This is a genomic window from Plantactinospora alkalitolerans (assembly GCF_015690345.1).
Taxonomy (GTDB): Bacteria; Actinomycetota; Actinomycetes; order Mycobacteriales; family Micromonosporaceae; genus Plantactinospora; species Plantactinospora alkalitolerans.
The window spans coordinates 21,402-43,187 of record NZ_JADPUN010000111.1 but is presented as its reverse complement, the minus strand read 5'-3'; the positions used below and the strand labels follow the sequence as shown (position 1 = coordinate 43,187).

The window sequence follows — 21,786 nt, the reverse complement described above, 5'->3', positions numbered from 1 at the left end:
GCACCGGAGGGCGGCCGGCGGGACGCGGCGGGCTGGCCCAGCGCGGCGGGGTCTCGGCCGGTGGTGCCGGCGGCAGCCGAGGCGGTGGCACCTGCGGCGCGGACGTGGTCGAGGGCTGTGCGGCGGACCAGGGCGGCGCTGGTGCGGGCGGATACCGCAGCGGCGGCAGGTCCTCCAGGGGTGGCAGGTCGGCGTCCGGCGGATGCTCCGTCTCCAGTGGATACCCGCCCGACGGCCGCGCCGAGCCGGGCTGGTACGGCGACGCCGTGGATCCGTGCGGCGTTGCCGGGGGGCCGTACGGCGCCGCCGTGGGATCGTACGGCGACGATGACGGGGCGGGCGAGGTCGGCCGGTCCGGCTCGGTCGCGGAACTGGTCGGCGGATCGGTCTGCGGGGGTGCGCCGGTCCGGGCGGGTGGCACCTGCGGAACACTCCGGGTCCCCGGGGCGGCGTCGGCGCAGACGTGGTCGGGACTGGCCGCCGCCCGGGCGAGCGCCCCGACCTGGGCGGCCAGCGGATGGTCGGCCGGCAGGTGTTCGCGGCAGAGTTCGCGGGCCAGGGCCAGATGCTCGTGCGCCGAGGTGTGCAGTCCACAGTCGCGCTGCATCGAACCCAGCCGGGCGAGCATCCGGATGCCGGCGACGTGACCGTCACCGTAGACCTCGCGATGCAGTTCCCAGGCGTCTTCGAGCCGGTTCCGGGCGAGCGTGCACTCACCCTGGGCGTACTCGACCGTGGCCAGGTCGGCGTGGGCGGCGAGCACCCGCAGCGACTCCGGTCCGTCGGTCGCGGTGAGTTCGATGATGACGTCCCGGTACAGCCGGGCGGCCCGCGCGTGGCTGCCGACCCGGTGCAGCACGGCGGCGAGCGTGGCCGCGGTTCCCACGGTCCGCTGGTCGGCCGGGCCGTACAGCCGGGTGGCCGCCGAGTACGCGAACGCCGCCCAGCCCCGGGCCGAGTGTGCGTCGCCGAGGGCGACCAGGACCCGGGCTTGCAGGCCGGCGGCCTCGGCCAACTCGGGTGAGGCGTTGCCCGGGCTCGGGTCGGCCCCGCGCAGCGGCGGGCCCAGCAACTCGCGCGCCCCGGTCAGGTCGCCGGCCGCCACGAGTGCCTGCGCATGGGAGGTGAGTTCAGCGAAGCCGGAAGCCACGCCCCATCGTGCTCGCCCGGCGACGTTCAGTACAAGAGGGCCGGTGGGGACAGTTTGGTCATCCTGTCGGATGATCCGGTTCGAGATGAGCGACCAACGCCTCGCTGATCCGCCGCAACTGGTCGATCTGCGCGGGGCTGAGTGGGTCGAACAGATGCTGTCGTACCCCGTCGACATGTCCGGGCGCGGCGCCGGAGAGCACCTCGAAACCCTGATCGGTGAGCACGGCAACCTGACCGCGACGATCGGTGGGGCAGTCCTCCCGGCGGACCCAGCCGGACTCGGCCAGCCGGGCCACCGCGTGGGACAACCGGCTGCGGGAGCCGCCGGTCGCGTCGGCGAGGTCGGACATCCGCAACTGCCGGCCGGGCGCCTCGGAGAGCCGGACCAGGATCTCGTAGTACGCGTGCGGCATGCCGGCGTCGCGTTGCAACTCCCGGTCGAGCGTCGCCATCAGGGCTCGGGACGCGGTCAGGAACGCGCGCCAGGTCCGCTGCTCATCGGGATCGAGCCATCGGGTCATGACGACGATCATACCTCATATAGTTGAACGCTCAACTAAATGTCGCTATGGTGGAGGCATGACAATCCACCGGCTCAACCACGCGGTCCTCTACGTTCGCGAACTCGCCCGCAGCGTCGCCTTCTACCGTGACGTGCTCGGCTTCCGCCCGGTCGCGATGACCCCGGCCGGGTTCGACGGCGCCGCCTTCCTCCAGGCACCCGGATCCACCAACGACCACGACCTCGGGCTGTTCGAGGTCGGCGCGGCCGCGGGCCCGTCCGGCGCCGGACGGACGACGGTCGGCCTCTACCACCTCGCCTGGGAGGTGGACACCCTCGACGAACTCGACGCGACCGCCGCGCGGCTGTCCGAGGCGGGAGCGCTGGTCGGCACCTCCGACCACGGCAGCACCAAGAGTCTCTACGCCAAGGACCCGGACGGGCTGGAGTTCGAGGTGGTCTGGCTGGTCCCCGCCGACCGCCTCGACGCGCAGACCCTGGCGGCACGCAAGCAGATCACCCGGCTCGACCTCGCCAGGGAGAAGCAGCGGTACGGCGGACAGACCCGGGGCGGGGTCGGCATCTCCGTCCCGTCCTGATCGAACCGCTGTCGGTCGGCTACCGGTCGAACCCCACTACCCGGCCGGGCGGCGCAACGACGTGACACAACGGGACCGGGCGGGGTAGACACGCAGCATGCCCGCTGACCCGATCGGTGCCGTCAAACGCGAACTGCTGGTACGCCAGCTCGACTCCTGGACCCCGGCGGCGCTGCACCGGTCCCGGCGGGCGACCTTCGCACAGGCGTACGCCGGTCCCGACGGCGGTGCCGCCGACGCCGCGCTGCGCGTCTTCACCGAGTTCGCGGACCTGCTTCGGGGACGCCGGATGACCGTGCTGACGATCGCCGACCGGACCGAGGAACTGGCCGCACGCCACACGGCGACGCAGCCGGAGTTGCCGGCCGAGGTGACCGCGCACCTGATGCCGGGCGATCTGTCACGGCTGCCCGTGGCGTTAAAGGCCGCCGGTGCGGCCGGTGCTCCGGTACTTGCCTACCTGGACGCGACGGGCGGCCCGGAGCCGGACCGGGACACCCTCGCCGCGCTGACCGTGGGACGCCCGGCCGAACTGCTGCTGGCGCTCGATCCACCGAGCCCGTCCGGCCCGGACCTGCGGCGGACGCTCACCGAAGCCGGATTTCCCCTCGTGACCGAGGTCGAGCTGGTGGCCGACGCGCCCGCCGAACCCGAGAGGATCGTCTTCGCCACCGCTTCCGGCAAGCGGCTCGACGCCTTCAAGGACGCGCTGTGGGCGGTGGACGAGTACGCGGGCGTGCGGTACCGGGATCCCGGTGATCCCGAGGGACATCTGCTGGACATCTCGCTGACGCCGCATCCCGGACCACTGCGCCGTGAACTCCTGGCCCGACTGGCGACCGCCGGCCGGGCGTCGGTGACGGAACTGCGCCAGTTCACCGCCGAACGGACGGTCTACCGCGCGGCCGACACCAACCGGGTCCTCGGCGCGCTGCTGGCCGCCGGCCTGGTCGGTCGGGACCCGGCGGCGGGTCGCCTCGGCGGAGACGTGACCATCACCGCGACCTGACCGGTTCTCCGGAGACGTGACCATCACCGCGACCTGACCGGCCCGACCGCGCGAAAACACCGCTGAAAACGCGGCGGGGATGCCGACGGCTCCGTCGGCATCCCACCCCGCGCGCATGTCCCTACCGGCGTGACTTGTCCTGCTTCCAGGACAGCGGGCCGGGCAGGTCGACCCGGTGCGCCCGGGCCTTGGAGTTCCACGACCAGCGGCCGATCTTGATACTCCACGACGAGAAACCGTTCTCGGTGAAGTTGAGAATCAGCGGACCGAACTTCTTGCGCTTACGGAACATCAGACCCACGGCCATGCTCCCTTCAAGACAAAAGCTTGTTGCTTCCGGCGGGGTGGCCACGAAGTTCCCCGTACGCGTGTTCGGTAAACCTTCCGGGCTCCTCACCGGACAGTCCGCGCGGGACGTCCGGGTCATTCCGCCGCTGCGCCAGGAAAGCGTCGGTCAGCGTGGCGTGGCGGCGACGGCGTCCGTCAGCGCGGTTGCCAGGCGTCGGGCCGGGTCGTCAGCTTGCGAACGTGCGCCGGCATCCGACCGCTGACCAGCTCCGCGAGGCTCACCTCGTCGACGACATCGCGAACCGCCGCGCGAACGGCGACCCAGAGCCGGGGGAGGTTCTCGGCCGCGCCGTCGTACCGGGTCTCCTCGGGACGCAGCCCGCGTACCCCGGCGAGTGGACCGTCCACGGCCCGCAGGATCATCCCGACGGAAACCTCCCGGGGGGCGGTGGCCAGGGTGTAGCCACCCTCCGCGCCCCGCTGGGCCCGGACGATCCCGGCCCGCCGGAGGTCCGCCAGGACGGCTTCGAGGAACTTGCGGGGCAGGTCCTGCTCCGCGGCCAGCGCCTGGGCGGACATCAGCGACGGGTACGCCGCCGCCAGGCTCAGCCCGGCCCGTACCGCATAGTCACCTCGCGCGGAGATCTGCACGCCCCCATCATGCACGCCCCCGGCGGCCGGCCCGGAAGGCGCCCGGACTGCGCCCGACCTCCCGTTGGAAGAACCGGCCGAAGTTCGTCGGTTCGGGAAAGCCGAGTCGACGTCCGACCTCGGCGACCGGAAGGTCGGTCGCGGCGAGCAGCCGTCGGGCCTCCAACGCCACCCGGTCGTCGATGACCTGCTTGGCGCTGCGTCCGGTGGCGGCCAGACAGGCCCGGGTGAGGGTACGCACCGAGCACTCCAGCCGACCGGCATAGTCCTCGACCCGTCGGGTCTGCCCGTACGAGCGCTCGACCTCGGTCCGCAACCGCCAGAAGTTGCCGACGTCGTCCCGTGGTGCGGGGCGACCCGGCGTGCCGTCGATTGCCGCCGGGGCATCCGGAGCCGGGCTGGCCGGTAGCAGCGCCAGGCGGAGCAACAGGACGGCGAGCTGGTGTCGCAACAGGTCGGCGGCGAGAGTGTCGCCACGGTGCCGCTGACAGTCCACCACCAGTTGGCTGACCTCGTTGATCACCGCGTCCTCGTCCTCGCCGGCGAGCTGCCAGTAGCCGGCGTCGTACGGCGGTGCGACGGCTCCGACCCCGAGCCCGCCCATGGCCTCCGGTGCCCAGCAGACCATGATCGCGTCGAGCCCGGCCTGCCCGCCGTGCTGGAGGACCTGACCGGGCTGGACCCAGATCAGGGAGCCGGGCCGGCACGGATAGGCCCGGAAGTCGACCTCCTGCGCCCCGTGTCCGACCGTGACCAGAATGAGCAGATGCCGGTCGAGCAGCAGCGGACGCTGCGACGCGGGTTCGGCCGAGAAGTCGCGCAAGGTGAGGGTACGAATACCGGCCCATCCGGCCGGGGACGGCGACTCACCCGGGGCGCTGGGAAACTGACCGAATCGGACCATCCCCTGCGACGTTAGCCGTCGAGGACTTCCGGCGCACCCCTCCGCGCCGCCGACCCCGGGCTCAGCCGGTCGGGGCGGCCGTCGGACCCTGTCGGACATCGACGACCGGCGTTGACCGTAGCTGCCGAAGATCGGTAGCCTGACCTCGGTCCGGGCTGGCCACGACGCGCGGGAACGCAGGTAGACCACGCATGACCCCATCCCGTCATGCCCGTCCGATCCGCCTCGGACGCGCCGAGGAATCCAGGAGATTCGCTCATGCGCCGCAGACCCGTCCTGCCGCTGTTCGTCAGCGCATCGCTGTTCGTCAGCGCATCGCTCGTCGGCACCGGAGGAGCACTCGTCCTCGCGCCCACGCCGGCCCTCGCCGAGCCCGGGCCGACCCTCGAGGTCGACCTCGCCGCCGACCGGCACCCGATCAGCCCACACATCTACGGCATGAACTTCACCGACGAGGCGCTGGCCGAGGAACTGGCCCTGCCGGTACGGCGCTGGGGCGGCAACGCCACCACCCGCTACCACTACCGGTACGACACCACCAACCGCGCCTCGGACTGGTTCTTCGAGAACATCGCCGAGGCCAACGACAACCCCGAGGCGCTGCCGGACGGCTCGTCCACGGACCGCTTCGTCGAGCAGGACCGGCGTACCGGAACCGACACCGTGCTCACCGTTCCGCTGATCGGCTGGGCGCCGAAGGCCCGGGACGGCTCGTGCGGCTTCTCGGTGGCCAAGTACGGCCCGCAGCAGAGCACCGACGAGTGGCGCCCCGACTGCGGCAACGGGGTACGGCCGGACGGTACCCGGATCACCGGCAACGACCCGCTGGACACCAGCGTGCCGGTCGGCCCGGAGTACGTCCGGGAGTGGCTCGGCCATCTCACCGCCAAGTACGGGACAGCCGCCGAGGGCGGGGTCAAGTTCTACAACCTGGACAACGAGCCCGACATCTGGCACTCCACCCACCGGGACGTACATCCGACCGGGGCCAGTTCGGCGGAGCTGCGCGACCAGGCGTACGCGATCGGCGCGGCGATCAAGGCAGCCGACCCGACGGCGTCGACGCTCGGCCCGGTCGGTTGGGGCTGGACCTCCTGGGACCACTCCGGACTCGACCAGGAGGTCTGCTCGCGCACCGGATGCTGGGCGAACCCACCGGACCGGCCGGCCCGGGACGGGCTGCCGTTCACCACCTGGTACCTGCAACAGATGAAGAAGTACGACGACGAGCACGGGCAGCGGGTACTGGACTACTTCGACATGCACTTCTACCCGCAGGCGTCCGGAGTGGCGTTCGGCAACGGCAACGACCCGGCCACCAACGCGCTGCGGCTGCGCTCGACCCGGGCGCTGTGGGACCCGTCGTACACCGACGAGAGCTGGATCAACACCCAGGTGCGGCTGGTGCCCCGGATGAAGGAGCTGGTGGCCGCGAACTATCCCGGCACGAAGACGGCGATCACCGAATACAACTGGGGCGCGCTGGACCACATCAACGGCGCGCTGACCCAGGCCGACGTACTCGGGATCTTCGGTCGGGAGGGGTTGGACCTGGCGACGCTCTGGTCGCCGCCGAGCGCGACCCAGCCGGGCGCGTACGCCTTCCGGATGTACCGCAACTACGACGGCGCGGGCGGCCGGTTCGGCGATGTCGGCGTCCGGGCGACAAGTGCGGACCAGGAGAAGCTCTCCGTCTACGCGGGTGAGCGCACCGAGGACGGGGCGCTCACCGTCATGGTGGTGAACAAGAGCGGCACCGAGCAGACCAGCCAGTTGTCGCTGCGCGGTCGGGGTGCCTCGACTGCCAAGGTGTACCGGTACGGCGCCGCCGACCTCACCTCGATCGTCCGCGCACCCGATCAGCAGATCGTGGCGCCGTCGCCCGGCGCCGGAACGCCCAGCGGCTCCCTGACCCACACCTATCCGGCCGACTCGGTGACCCTGTTCGTGGTGGACCGGCCGGCCCCGCCGGCGCCGTCGATGACCGTCGGGTACCGGAACCTGGACCGGTCGCCGACGGACGCCGAGATCAGGCCGGCGATCCGGCTGCAGAACTCCGGCGCGGTGCCGGTCGACCTCTCCCGGGTCACCGTCCGCTACTGGTTCACCCGGGACTCCGGCCGGAGCCCGGTGCAGGCATGGTGCGACCGGGCCTCGCTCGGCTGTGCCAAGGTCACCCGCCGGGTGGTGGCGCTGCCGACACCCCGGCCGGGTGCGGACGGCTATCTGGAGGTCGGGTTCACCTCGGGGGCCGGGATGGTGCCGACAGCCGGGCAGGTCGGTCCGCTCGAACTACGGCTCCGCAAGGCGGACCGGTCCCGGTTCTCCGAGCTTGACGATCACAGCTGGCGGGCCGCGAGGCCTGACTTCGAGGCCAGCACCCGGATCACCGTCTACCTGGACGGGGTACGGATCGCCGGAGTGGAGCCGTAGCCCTGGCCCCAGCCTCGCCGGACTCGATCCGTAGCATCACGTGGTCCGCCCGCCGGGCTTGTCGCGGCGGGCGGCCACGATTGCGTTACCGGACGGTAAGTAAGGTGAACTCAGGTCGGCATCGTCGTCGGGAAGACGGCGGCCCATCGTCGGGAGGGTGCGCATGCCAGGTCTGTTCTCGGTCGAGGACAAGGCGGTGCTGGTCACCGGCGGCACCCGGGGGATCGGTCTGATGATCGCCCAGGGCTTCGTCGAGGCCGGAGCGAAGGTGATCATTTCGTCCCGCAAGGCGGAGGTCTGCGCCGCGGCCGCCGAACGGCTCTCCGCGTACGGCAACTGCGTCGCGATCCCGGCGGACATCTCGACGACGGCCGGGGCGAGCCGGCTCGCCGAGGAGGTGCTGGCACAGGTTCCGGCGCTCGACGTACTGGTCAACAACGCCGGCGCGACCTGGGGAGCGCCGCTGGAGGCGTACCCGGAGAGCGCCTTCGACAAGCTCTGGGCGGTCAACGTCAAGGCGGTCTTCCAGCTGACCACGGCGCTGCTGCCCGCGCTCCGGGCCTCGGCGAGCGCCGACGATCCGGCCAGGGTGATCAACATTGGCTCGATCGACGGGATCCGGGTGCCGTGGATGGAGGTGTACGCGTACTCGGCCACCAAGGCCGCCGTGCACATGCTGACCCGGAGCCTGGCCCACCAGCTCGCTCCCGAGCACATCACCGTGAACGCGATCGCCCCGGGGCCGTTCGAGAGCAAGATGATGGCGTTCGCGCTCGACGATCCGGCCACCCGCGCCACGATCGAACACCAGGTCCCGCTCGGCCGGATCGGCCGTCCCGACGACATGGCCGGAGCCGCGATCTACCTCGCCTCACGAGCCGGCGCATATCTCACCGGAGCCGTCATCCCGGTCGACGGCGGCATAACCACGCACGGCTGAGGTGTAAGGAAGGGCCCCTTCTTATCGCTTTTTGTAGAAGAGGGGACCCTTTTTAACACACAATCGGCGCCGCGCGGACTCGGCAGGTCCGCGCGGCGTGGTGATCTTTCCCGGCCGACGCTCGACGAGAGGCCGGCGGGTTGTCGGTCTAGCGACCGGCGAGGAGCCGGTTGACGGCCGTGTCGACGTCGAGGTGGTCGCCTTCCCGGCCTCGGGGCACTACCACGTACGTCCGGCGCAGGAATCTGACCAGAACGCTACGTGGCACCTCGAACAGTGCGTTGCCGTCCGGTGACGAGAGCGCGAGCGCGACAAAATCGCCGCGGGGCGTGGCCCACGGCCAGACCCGGACGTCGCCGATCCCGGCCGGCTCGTCGAGGCCGGTGACGAGCAGTTCCCGCGCGAAGGACCAGCTGACCGCTTCGCCTCCGGCGGATTCCGCATGAAACAGGACATGGACCGCATACGGGTCGGCTGGGTCGTAGCGCAGACTGGCGCGCACGGGCAGAGCCGTCGCGTCAGGTGCAACGAGCCTTAACGACGTCTCGACCTCGACCGTGGTCGGTCGGATGACACTCATGGACGTTCTCCCCCCGGCACCGCTGCGGGACGTACGTGTCCCGCTTTTCCCATCCTCAGGTGCTACTTCGTGGTTACGCTCCGCCATACGCTGATATCACCCAGTAGTGGGAAGAGGTTTCCTAGCTCCCGATCGAAATCGAATCTTTATGTAGGATGTCCAGTTCTGCCCAGGTACTCGAGTCCACCCGACGCCAGGTGGTTCAGCCTTCGACTCACTCCGGTAACGTCCAGTCGTCCTGTTGAGTGACGGGCCGGGCCACACTGGGGGTTGAAATGGCTACGAAACCATCCTCAATGGAGAAAGCGGCTTCAACGGGGGCGTCGAGGGTGAACGGGGCCGGCACAGGGGCTCGCTCCGGTGCCACGGGGGCGGTCGACGAGCGGAGGTACGACGTGCCGGAGGACGAGCGCGTCAGGCGGGAGGTGTCGCCGACGCCCGCGGCCAACTCAGACGTGGACGAGGGAGGTGCTCTCCGCACCGATCCAGGCGTACCGGAGGGTCGGCGGTACCGCTTCCGTACCACGCTGGAGATCATCCGAGCCAACCCCACCGGCCGGATTGCATTGAAGGTCTTCGTGGCGGTCGCGGGTGCGATCGTCGTCACCCTCGGCCTGGCGCTCATTCCGTTGCCGGGGCCGGGCTGGCTGATCGTCATCGGCGGCCTGGGTATCTGGGCGGTGGAGTTCCACTGGGCCAAACGGCTGCTCAATTTCACCCGTAGGCACGTACAGAGCTGGGCTCGTTGGGTACGCGATCAGTCACTGTTCGTGCGGATCGTTCTCGGCTCGGTCGGTCTGGTGTTCGTCGCCGCCGTGGTCTGGCTGTCGGTGCGGGCCAGTCTGGGGATCGATCTCATCGCCCAGGCGATGCACTACCTCGCGACGCACTGACCCCGAAGATGCGCGACGGCGCGCCGATCAGGTACAGTCGTCCGCGCTGAGGGCGATTAGCTCAGCGGGAGAGCGCTTCGTTCACACCGAAGAGGTCACTGGTTCGATCCCAGTATCGCCCACCAGGTCAGGGGGCATGTCCATCGATGGACATGCCCCCTTCTTGACGCCTGAGTCACTAACTGAGTGACTACGCCTCAGGGAGCGTCGGCTTCGTCGGTGCCGGATCGTCGGGAGTGGCGTTGAAGATCCGGTCCATGGCCGCAGCTCCGTTCAGCAGCACGGGCCGTAGCTGGTGGCGGTAGACCTTCTCTGTCACGGTCGTTCCGGCATGCCCGCACAGGTCGGCAATCGCCTCGATGCTCACGCCACTGTCGGAGAGCAGGGACACGAAGTTGTGCCGCAGTTCACGGGGCGTCCAGTCGCGCGGGTTGAGTCCGGCCTTCCTGGCGACTGCTCGGAATGCGCGGCGGACGTTGGCAGCGTCCAGCGCCGTACCGACCGAGGTAGCGAAGACGATCCCGGTGTTCTGCCACTTCGGCCCGGCCTGCTCCCGGTCGCGCTCCTGGAACTGGCGGTGGTGTCGAGTGGCACCGACACAGCGAACGGGTAGCGCCAGCGTCCGACGCGACTTCCTGGTCTTCGTGTCACCACCGACCCGCACTGAATGCCAGACCTGAATGGACGGGGGTACCGGTGGGTCATTATCCGGTCGGCCGTCCAAATCGACATGATCCCAGGTGGGTGCGCGAAGCTCCTCGGTACGGGCGCCGGTCAACAGCGATAGGACGATGTACGCGTGTAGGCGGCTTTCCTGAGCAGCGTCGAGTACTACCTTCGCCTGGTCGAGCGTGAGCGACTTCGACGGTCGTCCAGGCTGTCCCTTCGGTATGGAGCACAGGGCAACAACGTTCCGCTTGACCTTGTCCCTGGCCATCGCGCGATTGATCGAGCGATTCAGGCATGAGTACAGCTCTTGTAGCGTCCGCGTACTCAGTGTCTTCGCCTTCTCTGGTAACCACTTGTCGACGTTGTCGGCGGTGAGATCGCGAAGCTTGCGAGCGCCGAGCGCGGATATGAGTGGACAAATGAAAAATGATTCGTTTTTAGCGACGGTGGACGTACCCTGCCCGGTCAGTCCGTAGGTCAGCCAGTCGGTTACGGCGTCCGCGACCGTGACGCCGTGCGGCGCGATGGTGAGTCCGTCTTCGTGGTCGCGTAGGACTTCCTTGAGCTTGTTTGGCTTCGGTCTTGGTCTTGCCGCTGCCCCGCCGAACGATGCGCTTGCCGGCGGGGAGTGCAGCCGGCGGTGACAGAGGCAATCCAGCGTTGCCGAGCTTCCCTATCGACCGGGTGAGCGCCGAGCCATTCGGTCAGCCGCTCGGCGAGTTCGGCGATCTTCGCCTCGTCGCGCGGCACCGCCCGATGCGCCGGGACCTGTGTGGCCGTACCCGATGCGGTGCAGCAGATAGGACACCCAGCGCAGGGTATAGGACACGTGGAACTTCGTCGACACCCGCAATCGGGCTGCGACCAGTGTGGCCGGGCCATCGGCGGCGAACATCCGCGCGACCCGCATCCGTACCTGTTCACGCTTGGCCCGCCTGGCAGCGGACAGACCACCACTATCGGCGTACCTCATGCGTACGGCATAGACCGGCTGTCATCATTGTTCACGCCGACACGCCGTGTGTGATCAGTTAGACCCGAACCGACCAGAGACTCCAGCTATTCAACCGCTCTAGTAGAGGCGACGGGGATAGGCGAAGTCCTCGCCGGGGAAGTGATACCAGTCGCCCGGTCGTACGATCGCGACTCGTGTCCCGGCATGCCCGTGCGCTGCCGCCTCTCCAAGTGCATCGTCGTAGTTGCCGTGCGACGACCCCACCCAGACCCCGTTCGCTCTCGCTCCAGCCCCGCTAGGGTCGTGATAATAATCCAGGCAGACGGCCACGTAGACGTCTTCTGGCCGAGGTGGAGGCTCCTCCTCAGGGACATTGGTTCTGACATCCACCCCCTGCTCCTCGCGATCCAGATCGCCTACGGTCCAGAGGACCGCTGAGGTTTGCAGCGGATCGCTCTCGTTGATTTTGTCCGACTCGTCCTCTGGGCTCCCGACCACGACTTCCACCTCCCCATTGCTGCTGGCTACGCGAGCCTTGCTCGGAGTTGCGGGACGCCAGACAATTCCCGATTCATGTCCGGCTAACCAGGCAGTCCGATGGAAGCACTGCCGGCATCTGACCCAATTCTGTTCAGATAAGACGTTTGTGCTGGGGTTTAGAGGGTTCCTGCGTGGAGCGGACGCGGACGTACGACTCGGACCTGGCCGATGGCCAGTGGGGTCTCGTCGAGCCGTTGTTGCCGTTGATCAACGAGCCTGGTCAGGCGCCAAAGCATCCACGTCGGGACATGGTTGACGCCTTTTTGTACGTGGTGCGGGTCGGGGGGTTCGTGGCGGCAGTTGCCGGTGGACTTCCCGCCGTGGCAGACGGTGTACTCGCAGTTCAAGGAGTGGGAGAAACGGCAGGTCACTGCGCGGCTTCTTGACCTGTTGCGAGAGGAGGTCCGCCTGGCCGAGGGCCGTGACCCGCAGCCGTCGGCGGGGATCATCGACTCTCAGTCGGTGAAGGCCGCTAACCCTGTCGGCCGGGACACTCGCGGCTACGACGCTGGGAAGAGGGTCAACGGCCGGAAGCGGCTCATCGTGATAGACACCCTCGGCCTGCCGACCAGGGCTTCGCCGGACGTCTGGGCGGCTGGTGCCGAGATGTTCCCCACACTTATCTTGAGAACGTGCGGAAGCCGGCCGACCAGGAAGGCTTCGTGGTCCATCCGAGGCGGTGGGTGGCCGAGCGGACCCTGGCCTGGATCACCAGCTACAGCGGTTGAATAGCTGGGGGTCTGTGGTCGGCTCGCCGCATCTCGGGTGCAGCGCAGGCCGGGTCCGTCGCCGCATTCATCGTCGTGCCAAACCCGTGCCAGACGCGTCGGTCTGCATTGGAGAGCGGCGGGGACTTGTGGGCAGAGTGAGGTGATGTAGGACTCACGACGCTGGCCGAGAGTATCGCTGCCCCTGAGAGCGCCACTGGCAGTGTGGAGGTCACGTTCAGGTCTCGCGTGCGTGCGGGTCGAGTGCCGAACTGAGTGACAACGGATCCGAACGCCAGCGAACGATGAGGGGCGATATTCGCTGCTCATGCCATACATGCTGGCATGTGCCAGCACCCCTGATCATTCTCACACCGAAGAGGTCACTGGTTCGATCCCAGTATCGCCCACCGAGGAAAAGTCCAGATCACATCGATGATCTGGGCTTTCTGCTGTCGGCTGACCGCGAAGGCGGCGGCCCTGGGCGTGGGCGGTGCCAGCTCGGACATCGACGTCCGGCGGGTCCCACCAGGATGGCCGGAAGCGCGGCGGGGCCGGCGGGGGCCGGCGGGCGGAGGCATCGTCCGCGAGCGCGGCCGTACCGGATCGCCGGATCGGCGCGGACCTGTTTTACTGGTGCGCCGTTGCCTCCGACCCCTGGTGTGCCGGCGGCCTGAGATCCCCTCCGCGTGCCCCGTCACAACGCACGCCAAGTACGGATGCGAGGTGTCATGCGCGCGGACCCGGAAGCCGACGTGGAGCCCGGCGTGCGGGAGTCCGGCGTGCGGGAGCCCGACGTGCGCGAGTCCGACGTGCGGGAGTCCGACGTGCGGGAGCCCGGCGTGCGTACGCACCGCCGCCAGGACGCGGTGGTCTACCTCGCCTACCTCGCGCTCTCCGGCTGGGTGACCGGGCGGCTGTGGCTCGGCCTCGGTGACCGCATGACCGACGGCGGAAAGGGCGGAAACGAGGATATCCGCCTCTTTGAATGGTATTTCGCGTACGTGGCGCGCGCGGTCCGGCAGCTCGAAAACCCGTTCGTCACCCACCTGCAGAACATGCCGGACGGCGTCAACCTGATGAGCAATACGGGGATGGTGGGTCTCGGGGTGCCACTCGCCCCGGTGACCTGGCTGGCGGGCCCGACCGTGACCGCCAACCTCGTCGTCTGCCTCGCGCTGTTCGCCACCGCCTCCGCGTGGTATTTCGTGCTCTCCCGCTATCTGGTGGCGTCGCCGCTCGCGGCCGCCCTGGGCGGCGCGCTCTGTGGCTTCAGCCCCGGCATGGTGGCGCACACCAGGGGACACCTGAACTTCATCGCCCAGTTCCTGATTCCCCTGATCATCGCGCTGGCCCTCCGCATGCGTGAGCCGGGCCGACATGTGCGCCGTGGCATCTGGCTCGGGGCACTGGTCGCCTGGCAGGTGCTGATCGGCGAGGAGGCGCTCTTCCTCTACTTCGTCGCGTCGGGGGTGTTCGTGGCCGGGTACGCGTTGCTGCGGCCGCGCGAGGTGCGCGACCTGGTGCCGCGCTTCCTGACCGGCCTCGCGGTGGCGGCCGGCACGGCTCTGGTGCTGCTCGGGTATCCGCTGTGGCTCCAGTTCTTCGGGCCGCAGTCCTATCACACCGTGCCGTTCGTCTCCGGCCACGGCGCGGACCTCGCCTCCTACCTGGCCACCCCGCAGCTCGCGCTCACCGGCAGCCAGTCCGCCAACGTCGACCTGGCACTCAACGCGGCCGAGGAGAACACGTTCTACACCATCCCGTACGTCGTGCTCGCGGGTGTCGTCGCGATCTGGCTCTGGCGGTCGACGATGGTCCGGGCGCTGGTCGTGACCGCAGGGGTCCTCGTCCTGCTGTCGCTGGGCAAGACGCTGGAGGTGGCCGGCCACCACACGGGCGTACCGCTGCCGTGGCGGGTGCTCGCCGAGCTGCCGTTGCTGGATTCCGTGCTGCCAGCCCGGTTCGGGTTGGTCGTGGGCACGATTTTGGCGATTCTGACCGCCCTCGGGGTCGACGCCGCGATGGCCGGGCTGCGGGCGAGCGAGGTCGGCGGCAGCCGTGTACCCCGGTTCGTCGCGGGTGGACTGCTTCTCGCGGTGCTCCTGCCGCTGGTGCCCCGGCCGGTACCGACGATCCCGGTGGGCTTTCCGGTGCCCGACTTCGTCACCTCGGGACAGTGGCGGCCGTACGTCCGGGATGGTCGTTCTCTCGTGCCGATCCCGTTCCCGGACGTGAAGGACGCGAGCGGTCTGCGCTGGGCAGCGGTCACCGGAGTGCCCTTCGCGGTCCCCGGTGGCTATTTCATCGGCCCGGACGCGGAGGGGCGTGGGCGGTTCGGTCCGCCGCCGCGCCCCACGTTCGAGTTGTTGAGCGCCGTCGCGGCGACCGGGAAGCGGGCCGAGGTGTCCGATGCCGACCGGGAGACCGCGCGAGCCGACCTCGCGCACTGGCGGGCGGATGTGGTCGTGCTGGGCCGGCACCGGCACGTGGACGCGCTGCGGCAGACGCTGGACGCACTGCTGGGGCCGTCGCGACGGGTATCGGACGTCTGGCTGTGGGACCTGTAGCCCCGGCGGCCGGTGCGGCCGGGTCGGATGGTCCGCGCCGGAGACGGTGGGGACTGTGGCTGGCCGCCCTGCTGGTCGTCTCGGCGGCGGGCGCCGGGCTGTACGGGTACGCGCGCGGCGGCGGCACGGCCGGCTACTCGTGCGTGGTGGTCCACTCGTCGGGCGACGACGCCGGACGGCAGCGCGCCCTGGAACTGTGCCATCGCCAGCAGCGGGACCGGGCCCGGCGGGCGCCGATATCGTCGCCCGGCCCGATCGGTTACGAGGGCACCGCGGAGATCATGCACGGTGCCGTCTCCCGCAGTTCCTGGTGTCCGGCGCCCGGCGATCCGCGCTGCTACGAGGACCGGTCGGGTCGAGCCGCCACCGCCGTCGACGTGGCGGCGGCCGAGCGCGCCCTGAGCGAGGCGGGTCTTGCCGGCAGTGTGGTACGGGTGGCACGACCCGACGATCCCGCTCCCGACGGTGCCCTGGTCTTCGCGCTGCAGATGGGCGACGGCTGTGTGGTCGGCTACCTCGACGTCGGGAGCGGCGACGGCGACCATCTGGTCGGTGGCCTGCTGCCCAACGGGGAGTGCCTCGAGTCGTAGGACGAGCCGGCCGTCGGGTGCCTCCGTCGAGGTGCGGAAGGCTGTCACGGGTGGCGTCATGGTGGACATCTCTTCCCTGAGGACGACGGAAGAAGAGGCGACGATGACGATCTTGGACAGTGACCGGACGGACGATCTCGTACGCGGCGCGGCGCCGCCCGCACGGTTGGATCCGAACAGCGAACTCGAAAGCGTCCTGCGGTAGCTGGCCGTCGACGGAGCCCGGATCCGTCGGCCGGGATTATCGACTCCCAGTCCGTCAAGGGGGCCGACACGGTGGGCCGGGACAGTCGCGGCTACGACGCCGGCAAGAAGATCAATGGCCGCAAGCGATTCATCGTCACCGAAACTCTTTGTCTGCGGCCGACTCCTGCCAGGCTCAGGTCGACATCGTCGTGCACGACAGCGGCCCGCCCGACGACGAACCGGCGCCGGCGGCCAACCGGCCTGAGCGCCGTTCTTAACAGTCGTCTCAGGTTCGCTCGGTAGGAAGTAGGCATCGCCGGGCGACGCCGGTCTCGGCCTCGCCGGCATGGCCGATCGCGCCGCGCTCTATCGCGGCACGGTCAGCGCCAGCCCCGCACCGGACGGCGGCTGGACCGTACACGCGACCCTGAAAGGCAGCCATTCATGATCTCTGTGCTCGTGGCGGACTCCCTGCCGCTGCAGCGCTTCGGGTTCCGCATGTTGCTGGAGAGCACCCCCGACACCGAGATCGTCGGCGAGGCCGAGAACGGCGCCGAGGCCGTTCGGCGGACCACCGAGCTGCATCCCGACGTGGTGCTGATGGACATCCGCATGCCGGGCGTCGACGGGATCGAGGCCACCCGGCGCATCGTCGCCGCCGGTGGACGTTCACGGATCCTGGTGCTGACGACGTTCGACGTGGACCGGTACGCGCTCGCCGCGCTGCGGGCCGGGGCGAGCGGTTTCCTGCTCAAGGACACCCGCCCGGAGGAGCTGCTCGCCGGCATCCGGGCCGTCGCCGCCGGGGACGCGGTGATCGCGCCGCCGCTGACTCGGCGGCTGCTCGACGCGTTCGTCGACCAGCTCGACGATGACCTCTGCGGGCCGGTGTGGGAGGACCCCCGGCTGGACTCCCTGACCGACCGCGAGCGCGAGATCCTCGTCGCCATCGGCCATGGCCTGACCAACGGCGAGATCGCGCAACGGTTCACGCTGTCGGAGTCGACAGTGAAGACCCACGTCGGGCGGGTCCTCGCCAAGATCGGCGCACGGGACCGGATCCAGGCCGTCATCCTCGCCTACGACCTGAGACTCACCAGGCCGATCTAGCGCTTCATCTCGCGCGTCTGTCAGGGCGCGACCGTAGTTCTCAGCCGCACCGCTCCGCACCGCTCCGCACCGCTCCGCACCGCTCCGCACCGCACCGCTCCGCTCTGCGTGATCTACCGCTCCGCTGCCGGGGCCGCGTGCAGCCGCCCACGTCACCGCCCGTCCGACCGCCACGACGCCCGCACGCGTGTGAGCTCAGTGCGGGACGTGTGTGAGCTCAGAGCTGTTTTTCAGCTCTGTTGACCTCGGTGAGCTCACACACGTTCCACGCTCCGTCAGGACTTGCGAGGGGAGACCGTCATGATGCCAATGCACATCTCGTCGCTGGTGCCGTCGCCCCACACCACGTAGCGCGGTGGCAGCTTGCTCAGCTGCGGCAGCCGCTTGCGCAGCCCCGCGTCGTGCGTACACGTCACCCGCAGCGTGTCGTCCGGACCGATCTCCACCGGCGACGGCAGCGTCACCAGCCGCTGGTTGTCGAAGTCGAACTGCGGCACGTCCAGCACGACCTTGGCGTTTGGCGTGCCCGGGTTGAGTTCTACCTTTATGGCCCGCCCGAGCAGGTGCATGTGGCCGAAACCGGCGAAGAGCGTCATCGGCGCCGGAACCCTGTGGTCGCAGGTCTGGGTGTCACCAGGCTTCGGCGCGCTCTGGCCGCACTCCTCCAGCTGCTCGTCCGCCATGTCGCCGACCTCCGGCCCGAACCGCTTCGTCACGTCCGCGATCGAGGCCGCCCGGTCACAGAGCGGCCCCGACTCGTCGGCGGCGCAGGGCAGGTCGGTCGGCGCGTCGAGCGGCCACGTGACGAGTTCCCGGGTCTGTGGCGTGCCGTCCGTCAGCCGCAGCCGCACCGCCGAGCGGTCCGACCCGGCCGGCTTGCCATCGGTCGCGAGCAGGTTGTAGTGGATCTGGAGGACGAGCAGGCTGCCCGGCTCCATCTTGTAGCCGGCGTCCTGGGTGAGCAGCGTCTCCGTGGCACCCGGCGCCCAGGTGTTCACCCACACTGCGTCCCCATCTTCTACCTCGGCGCCGTCCACGCCGGTCCCGCCGAAACACTGCCAGCCGAGGCCGGGGGTCTTCGCGTCCTGCTCGCGCACCGCGGCAGCGCCGCCCGGCGGCACCGCGTACACGATGGCGTGGTGCGCGATGGCGACGTTCTCCGGCATGAATTGAGTTCCGGTCAGGTACTGCGCCCTGGTCAGGCCCGGATCGATCACCTGACACCGGTACTCGTCCGTGCCGCCGCCCTCCGGCGGCGCGGGCGTGTAGGCCTCGGCCATCTTCAGGTCGACGAACCGCTCGCCGGCGCGCAGCGGCTGTGGTGGAGCCGACGACCCGCCCGCGTGCGCGCTGTGCGAGCCGGCCGCAGCGGGCGCCGCACTGTTGTCGGCGTCCGACCCGCAGGCGGCGACAGCGAACGCCGTCGCCAGCGCCATGGTGGCCGCCCCGAACCTCCACGGTGGGCTGTCAGGTTTCGTCATGGCCTGAACGCTAGGCCCGATTCCGTCCTGTTTCGTCGTACTGCAGTCGTCATCCTCGGGAGGGAGGTGGCACCACGGTACTGCTCTCCGGAGCGCCGTTCGACACCCGCACGAGAATCAAGGCCCGTCGCGACTGGCCCGAATTCACGCCCACGAAAGTCCATCGGCGATGGACGGGAGCCAAACTCCCAGCTTAGAACCGACTGCTACGCCTGCCTGACCGCGCGGGTCGACGCGCTGAACAACAAGCGCTGGATCGAGGTCGAACGGCTCTGTGGCGCCCTCACAGGGCTGCCGCTACCGCGGTGCGCGGGCGGACGGCTGATCCTGGCCGTGTACGTCAGCGCCCGGCTGCGCCCGGACGCCGCCAGCAGCCCCGACGGGTTGTTCTGCCACCTCTACGGCTGCGGCGAGAACCAGGCCCAGCCAAACCCGGGCTGGCCGTACTCGTTTATCGCCGCCGCTGGAACCGGGCCGGACCTCATGGACCGCGATCCTCGACGCCGTGCGGCTCGGCCCGAGGCGACGACGTCGCCGAAGTGACTGCGGCCCGGGTCCGCGACGTCATGCAACGTTCCATCGCGGCCGGACAGCGGGTGATGGGCGATCCTGACGTGCTGGTCGTGCTCGACGCCCGGCTCTGGGCGCCAGCGCGCTGATGCGTGCGCTGGGCACCTGGGTCGGCCAACCGGCCTGAGCGCCGTTTTAACGGTCGTCTCAGGTTCGCTCGGTACGAAGTCGGCGTCAGACAAGCGATGTAACCCGTATGTAGGAGGCTAGTGATGGCAGTCAACGCAGCGCCGTCCGGGGAAGCGTCTGCCGGTCGGTTGGCAGGGCGCTGGGTGCCGTGGTTGGTGATCGGGTTGTGGGTGGCGCTGGCGGCGGTCATGGTGCCGCTGAGCGGGAAGTTGAGCTCGGTCACCACCGACAGAGCCGTGGACACGCTGCCGGCCAGTGCGGAGTCCACCAAGGTGGCGGTGCTGGAGGACAGTCTGCCCGGCGGTGAGGACAACACGTTCGTTTTCGTGTACCACCGCGCCCGCGGGATGACCGACGCCGACCGCGCGACGGTCGAGCGCCACTACAACACCCTTGCCAAGCGGTACCCGCCGACGGCGACGGCGGCGGCCGGCGAGGACGACGAGGGCTCACCGACGAGACCCTCCACCGACGGCAAGGCGATGATGTTCACCCTCGATGTGAGCACGACCTACGGCGGACCGGAGGCCATCGTCGGCCCGTTGCGTGAGGCCGCGAAGGACCGCCCCGCCGGCCTGGAACTCGACGTGACCGGCCCGGCCGCGGTCGACGGCGACATGGACGCCGTCTTCGACGGCATCGACCTGCAGGTTTTCCTCACCACCGTCGTCGTCGTCACGCTCCTGCTCATTCTCACCTACCGCAGCCCGGTGTTGTGGTTGATCCCGCTGGTGGTCGTGGGCGTGGCCGCACTGACTGCGATGGCGACCGTCTACCTGCTCGTCAAGGGCTTCGGCATCGTGGTCAACGACCAGAACTCGGCGCTGCTGACGATCCTGGTGTTCGGCGTCGGCACGGACTACGCGCTGTTGCTCATCGCCCGGTACCGGGAGGCACTGCACCACCACGAGAACGTCCGGGTTGCGATGGTCCACGCGCTACGCGGCGCGGCGCCGGCCATCGTCGCATCCGCGGCCACCGTGGTCGCCGGCCTGCTCTGCCTGTTCGTCGCCGACCTGAACAGCACCAGCGGGTTGGGCCCGATCGGCGCGGCCGGCATCCTGTGCGCGCTGGTAGCCATGCTGACGCTGTTCCCGGCGGTGCTCGTGGTGCTCGGCAGGCGGATCTTCTGGCCGGCCATCCCGCGGTTCAGCACGGCAGTGGAGGAGAAGCCGGGGCTGTGGGGACGGCTCGGCACCGCCATCAGCCGCCGCCGGTGGGTGGCGACGCTCAGCTCGCTCGGAATTATGGGTGTTCTCGCCATCGGGCTGGCGGGCAACACCGGCGCCCTGCGGGAGCAGGACCAGTTCCTGTCCGCGCCGGAATCGGTCACCGGCTTCACCGTTCTCCGCCAGCACTTCCCGGAACTCGGCGGCCAGCCGATGACGATCTTCACGCGGCCGGCGTACCAGGAGCGGGTGCTCGACATCGTCAAGGGCACCCACGGTGTGGCAGAGGCCATCCCGGGCCAGACCAGCGGTGGCTGGGCCGACATCTCCGTGTTCCCGACGGACGCGCCGGACTCCACCGCGGAGTACGACACGATCAAGCGGGTGCGCAGCGCCGTGCACGCGGTGAGCGGGGCGGCGGCGATCGTCGGCGGGCCGAGCGCGGAGAACCTCGACACCGAGGTCACCACCAGCCGCGACGAGAAGCTGGTGATCCCGCTGGTGCTCACCGTCGTCCTGATCGTCCTCGGGCTGCTGCTGCGCGCGATCGTGGCCCCGCTGGTCCTGATGGCCACCGTGATCGTCTCATTCGCGGCGGCCTTCGGCGGCAGCGTGTTCGTCTTCGACACGATCCTCGGGTTCAAGGGCGTCGACTATTCGGTGCCGCTGCTGGCATTCCTGTTCCTGGTGGCGCTCGGCGTCGACTACAACATCTTCCTGGTCAGCCGGGCCCGGGAGGAGGCCGTGCGTCTCGGCACCAGAGACGGCATGCTCAAGGCCCTCTCCGCCACCGGTGGCGTCATCACCTCGGCAGGCCTGGTCCTGGCGGCCACGTTCGCGGTCCTCGCCACACTTCCGCTGGTGATGCTGATCGAGGTCGGGTTCCTGGTCGCCTTCGGCGTGCTGCTCGACGCCCTGCTGGTGCGGTCGGTCCTGGTGCCCGCCCTCACCCTGCTGATCGGCCGGCGGATCTGGTGGCCGAGCCGGCTGTCCCGACCGGTGGAGCCGCCGGACGGTCAACGGCCGCTCGTGGACGATGAGGAGCTCGCGCTGCAACGGTGAGCGCGGCGGCACGGACGAGATCCGGGACGGGGACCCAGGCCCGTCCCGGATCTTTTCATGGGCCCGACACTCGCCGCCCTCTGGTCCTGCGCCGTGC

Annotated in this window: 18 protein-coding genes, 1 tRNA gene and 2 pseudogenes; 13 read left to right on the top strand and 8 right to left on the bottom strand. The window is 69.6% G+C overall.

The annotated features are described in order from the left end of the window. On the bottom strand, window positions 1-1,150 hold a 1,150-nt coding region (locus tag I0C86_RS09890), incomplete at its 3' end, for a tetratricopeptide repeat protein (protein ID WP_196200919.1). Window positions 1,151-1,208: 58 nt separating this feature from the next. Then, entirely contained in the window at window positions 1,209-1,685 is a 477-nt protein-coding gene (locus I0C86_RS09885; protein WP_196200918.1) for a MarR family winged helix-turn-helix transcriptional regulator, read from the bottom strand. A 46-nt stretch (window positions 1,686-1,731) separates the two neighbouring features. On the opposite strand from I0C86_RS09885, the gene I0C86_RS09880 reads away from it, so the two are divergent. Together I0C86_RS09880 and I0C86_RS09875 are read left to right on the top strand one after the other, a co-directional pair. Continuing rightward, entirely contained in the window at window positions 1,732-2,253 is a 522-nt protein-coding gene (locus I0C86_RS09880; protein ID WP_196200917.1) for a VOC family protein, read from the top strand. A 97-nt stretch (window positions 2,254-2,350) separates the two neighbouring features. Beyond that, complete coding sequence (locus tag I0C86_RS09875; RefSeq protein WP_196200916.1) at window positions 2,351-3,262, top strand: hypothetical protein; 912 nt, start codon at window positions 2,351-2,353, stop codon at window positions 3,260-3,262. 121 nt (window positions 3,263-3,383) lie between these two features. On the opposite strand, the gene I0C86_RS09870 is transcribed toward I0C86_RS09875, so the two are convergent. The 3 genes from I0C86_RS09870 to I0C86_RS09860 all read right to left on the bottom strand — a co-directional run bounded on the left by I0C86_RS09870 (window position 3,384) and on the right by I0C86_RS09860 (window position 5,105). After that, on the bottom strand, window positions 3,384-3,563 hold the full coding sequence (locus I0C86_RS09870) for a DUF4236 domain-containing protein (protein ID WP_196200915.1): 180 nt from the start codon (window positions 3,561-3,563) through the stop codon (window positions 3,384-3,386). Between the two features lie 182 nt (window positions 3,564-3,745). Further along, a complete protein-coding gene (locus I0C86_RS09865) occupies window positions 3,746-4,201 on the bottom strand; it encodes an RrF2 family transcriptional regulator (protein ID WP_196200914.1) in 456 nt (151 codons plus the stop codon). Window positions 4,202-4,208: 7 nt separating this feature from the next. Further along, entirely contained in the window at window positions 4,209-5,105 is an 897-nt protein-coding gene (locus I0C86_RS09860; protein ID WP_196200913.1) for a helix-turn-helix transcriptional regulator, read from the bottom strand. A 258-nt stretch (window positions 5,106-5,363) separates the two neighbouring features. Between I0C86_RS09860 and I0C86_RS09855 the strand changes: the two genes are divergently transcribed. Together I0C86_RS09855 and I0C86_RS09850 are read left to right on the top strand one after the other, a co-directional pair. Then, window positions 5,364-7,538 (top strand): glycoside hydrolase family 44 protein, encoded by a 2,175-nt coding sequence (locus I0C86_RS09855; protein WP_196200912.1) that lies wholly within the window; start codon window positions 5,364-5,366, stop codon window positions 7,536-7,538. A 163-nt stretch (window positions 7,539-7,701) separates the two neighbouring features. Continuing rightward, complete coding sequence (locus I0C86_RS09850; RefSeq protein WP_196200911.1) at window positions 7,702-8,478, top strand: SDR family oxidoreductase; 777 nt, start codon at window positions 7,702-7,704, stop codon at window positions 8,476-8,478. 148 nt (window positions 8,479-8,626) lie between these two features. Here the strand turns inward: I0C86_RS09850 and I0C86_RS09845 are convergent, their stop codons facing one another. Continuing rightward, on the bottom strand, window positions 8,627-9,058 hold the full coding sequence (locus I0C86_RS09845) for an SsgA family sporulation/cell division regulator (protein WP_101365276.1): 432 nt from the start codon (window positions 9,056-9,058) through the stop codon (window positions 8,627-8,629). Between the two features lie 395 nt (window positions 9,059-9,453). Here I0C86_RS09845 and I0C86_RS44960 point away from each other — a divergent pair, with 395 nt between their 5' ends. After that, complete coding sequence (locus I0C86_RS44960) at window positions 9,454-9,951, top strand: TIGR02611 family protein (protein WP_407676289.1); 498 nt, start codon at window positions 9,454-9,456, stop codon at window positions 9,949-9,951. Between the two features lie 50 nt (window positions 9,952-10,001). Continuing rightward, window positions 10,002-10,076: transfer RNA gene (locus tag I0C86_RS09835), tRNA-Val, on the top strand. Window positions 10,077-10,141: 65 nt separating this feature from the next. Here the strand turns inward: I0C86_RS09835 and I0C86_RS09830 are convergent. After that, window positions 10,142-11,041, bottom strand: coding sequence for a site-specific integrase (locus I0C86_RS09830; RefSeq protein WP_407676290.1), 900 nt, complete (start codon window positions 11,039-11,041; stop codon window positions 10,142-10,144). Between the two features lie 1,326 nt (window positions 11,042-12,367). Here I0C86_RS09830 and I0C86_RS44955 point away from each other — a divergent pair. The 5 genes and pseudogenes from I0C86_RS44955 to I0C86_RS09805 form a co-directional block, all read left to right on the top strand. After that, a pseudogene (locus tag I0C86_RS44955) lies at window positions 12,368-12,676 on the top strand (transposase); the annotation flags it as partial. An 877-nt stretch (window positions 12,677-13,553) separates the two neighbouring features. Next, entirely contained in the window at window positions 13,554-15,392 is a 1,839-nt protein-coding gene (locus tag I0C86_RS09820) for a glycosyltransferase family protein (RefSeq protein WP_196200908.1), read from the top strand. Beyond that, entirely contained in the window at window positions 15,380-15,982 is a 603-nt protein-coding gene (locus I0C86_RS09815; RefSeq protein ID WP_196200907.1) for a hypothetical protein, read from the top strand. The genes I0C86_RS09820 and I0C86_RS09815 overlap by 13 nt, the downstream gene beginning before the upstream one ends. A 216-nt stretch (window positions 15,983-16,198) precedes the next feature. Beyond that, window positions 16,199-16,336 (top strand): annotated as a pseudogene (locus tag I0C86_RS09810) (transposase); the annotation flags it as partial. A gap of 276 nt (window positions 16,337-16,612) precedes the next feature. Then, window positions 16,613-17,278 carry a response regulator gene (locus I0C86_RS09805; protein ID WP_196200906.1) on the top strand — a complete coding sequence of 222 codons (666 nt, stop codon included), beginning with the start codon at window positions 16,613-16,615 and terminating at the stop codon, window positions 17,276-17,278. A gap of 275 nt (window positions 17,279-17,553) precedes the next feature. Here I0C86_RS09805 and I0C86_RS09800 read toward each other — a convergent pair whose 3' ends face one another. Then, window positions 17,554-18,759, bottom strand: coding sequence for a monooxygenase (locus tag I0C86_RS09800; RefSeq protein ID WP_230393886.1), 1,206 nt, complete (start codon window positions 18,757-18,759; stop codon window positions 17,554-17,556). Window positions 18,760-19,092: 333 nt separating this feature from the next. On the opposite strand from I0C86_RS09800, the gene I0C86_RS09795 reads away from it, so the two are divergent. Both I0C86_RS09795 and I0C86_RS09790 read left to right on the top strand, forming a co-directional pair. Continuing rightward, entirely contained in the window at window positions 19,093-19,302 is a 210-nt protein-coding gene (locus tag I0C86_RS09795; RefSeq protein WP_196200905.1) for a hypothetical protein, read from the top strand. 239 nt (window positions 19,303-19,541) lie between these two features. Further along, window positions 19,542-21,689, top strand: a complete 2,148-nt coding sequence (locus tag I0C86_RS09790) for an MMPL family transporter (RefSeq protein ID WP_196200904.1) — start codon at window positions 19,542-19,544, stop codon at window positions 21,687-21,689. Window positions 21,690-21,786: the final 97 nt, after the last annotated feature.